At 62.3% G+C, this 2165-nt stretch carries 3 protein-coding genes; all 3 read left to right on the plus strand.

Translation table 11 applies throughout. From position 1 onward, the window contains the following. Positions 1 to 231: ABC transporter permease subunit (locus tag WBV42_RS05760; RefSeq protein ID WP_423985179.1), on the plus strand; the 231-nt coding region annotated here is incomplete at its 5' end. Then, a complete protein-coding gene (locus WBV42_RS05765; protein WP_423985180.1) occupies positions 228 to 1541 on the plus strand; it encodes a branched-chain amino acid ABC transporter permease in 1314 nt (437 codons plus the stop codon). The genes WBV42_RS05760 and WBV42_RS05765, both read left to right, overlap by 4 nt. After that, positions 1538 to 2165 (plus strand): ABC transporter ATP-binding protein (locus WBV42_RS05770; RefSeq protein ID WP_423985181.1); only part of this gene is annotated, 628 nt, incomplete at its 3' end. The genes WBV42_RS05765 and WBV42_RS05770, both read left to right, overlap by 4 nt.

Below are 2165 nucleotides of genomic sequence, written 5' to 3' on the forward strand. Positions count from 1 at the left end.
GTCTTCCAGTTCGGATGGCTCCTCCTGTTGCCCATCTTCGCCGCGGTCATCCTCGGCGGAATCGGGTCGATTTACGGCGCGATCCTCGGCGGACTGGTCATCGGTCTGACGTGGAACCTCGCCATCATCTGGATTCCCAGTGACTTCGGCCGTGCCGCCGCGTTCGGCATGATGATCCTCATCCTACTGTTCAAGCCACAGGGACTGTTCGCAGGGAGGACGACGGCATGAGTTCGAGCGTCCGCGATTTCGAGATCAACGACACGATGCTCATCCTGGGCGCTCTGTTGGCCATCTACGTGCTGTATCTCGTGGGAGGCACACTGCTCGGCTACTCGCTTCGCGGCCAGTTGAACTCCCTCGCACGGCTCACGTTCCTCATCGGCGTGTACGGTATGTTGGCGCTCGCGTTGAACCTCCATTGGGGGTACACCGGGCTGTTCAACATCGGTATCGCGGGATTCATGGCCGTCGGATTGTACACGATGGCGATGATCTCGAAACCGCCAGCAAGCGCGAGTGCCGGTGCCGCGACCGTTTCCGGTCTCGGCCTCCCGCTGTGGGTCGGTATTCTCGGCGGAATGCTCGCCGCAGCGATCCTCGGCTTGTTGGTGGCGCTCCCGGCGCTTCGGTTGCGCGCCGACTATCTCGCGATCGTTACCATCGCGACGTCGGAGATCATCCGTTTTATCGTGACGTCGGACCAGTTCCAGACGTTCACCCTGTTCGGCAAGCAACTCGGAACCGGCGGCGGTCGTGGACTGTTGTTGAACTTCTCCGATCCGCTTGACCCGCTGTTCAACAGCGGGCCGTACACGGCGATCGAGCACGCGCTCGATCCGCTCGTCGGCGGTTCTTCCGGTCCGGTTCTGGACTCGTTGACCTACGCGATCATCCTGTTACTGTTCGTCGTGGCCTACTACTGGCTGATGAAGCGAACCGGCGAATCGCCGTTCGGGCGCGTGCTCAAGGCCATCCGTGAGGACGAGCAGGTCGCGAACTCCCTCGGGAAGGACACCAACCAGTTCAAGATCAAGTCGTTCATGCTCGGCTGTGCGCTGATGGGGCTCGCGGGTATCCTCTGGCAGATGCGCCAAGGTGCCATCACGCCCACCTCGTTCAAGCCGCAGGTGACGTTCTTCGTGTGGTTGGCCCTCATCATCGGCGGTGCCGGGTCGAACACCGGGAGCGTCCTCGGCGCGGCGATATTCGCCGGGTTGCTGTATCAGGGACCGCTCTACCTGAAGAACATCATCAGGGGATCGATTCAGGTCCCCACCGCTCCGAACTCCTTTGCGGGTGCGGTCGGCCCGATAATCCACGGCCACATCATGCCGTTCGTCTCCTACATGATGGGTAATATCAACGCGCTCCAGTTGGTCCTCATGGGTTGTGTCCTCATCTGGATCATGCACCACCGGCCGGAGGGCGTCCTCGGCCACCGCAAGGAGGAAGCGGCGAGCATTCCGCTCCTGCGTCCCGGCGGTGGCTCCGGCGGTCCGAAACCGGATGCAGCGGCGGACGGAGGTGAGGAGCAATGACCGCGAGCGAAACCGAAGACACCGACGATGCGAACTCGCTCGACATCGGGAACGAGGTTGCCGACCTGAGCGAGACGCCGCTCCGGGTCGAGAACCTCCGGAAAACGTTCGGCGGTATCACCGCCGTCGACGGGGCGACGTTTTCGGTCGAACAGGGCTCGTTCACCGGCCTCATCGGGCCGAACGGGGCCGGAAAGTCCACGACGTTCAACCTCATCACGGGGGTCTATCAGCCGGATAGCGGTTCGGTGTACTTCAACGACCGCGACATCACGGGATTGCAACCGTATCAGATCGCCGACCGTGGCATGGTCAGAACGTTCCAGATCGCCCGCGAACTCTCCGAGATGACCGTCTTGGAGAACATGATGCTCGCGCCGAAGGGACAAGAGGGCGAAGCGCTCTGGCGCTCCGTGACGCCGATAATTCGAGGCGACGTGCGCAAACAGGAGGAAGACGTGCTCGAACGGGCGTGGGAGATGCTGGAGTTCTTCGAGATCGACCACCTCGCGAGCGAGTACGCGGGCAACCTCTCCGGTGGTCAGCGGAAACTGCTGGAGATGGCGCGGGCGCTCATGACCGACCCGCAGATGGTACTGTTGGACGAACCGCTCGCGGGTGTCA

It is taken from the genome of Haladaptatus sp. (genome assembly GCF_049589095.1).
In the GTDB taxonomy this organism is placed as follows: Archaea; Halobacteriota; Halobacteria; order Halobacteriales; family Haladaptataceae; genus Haladaptatus.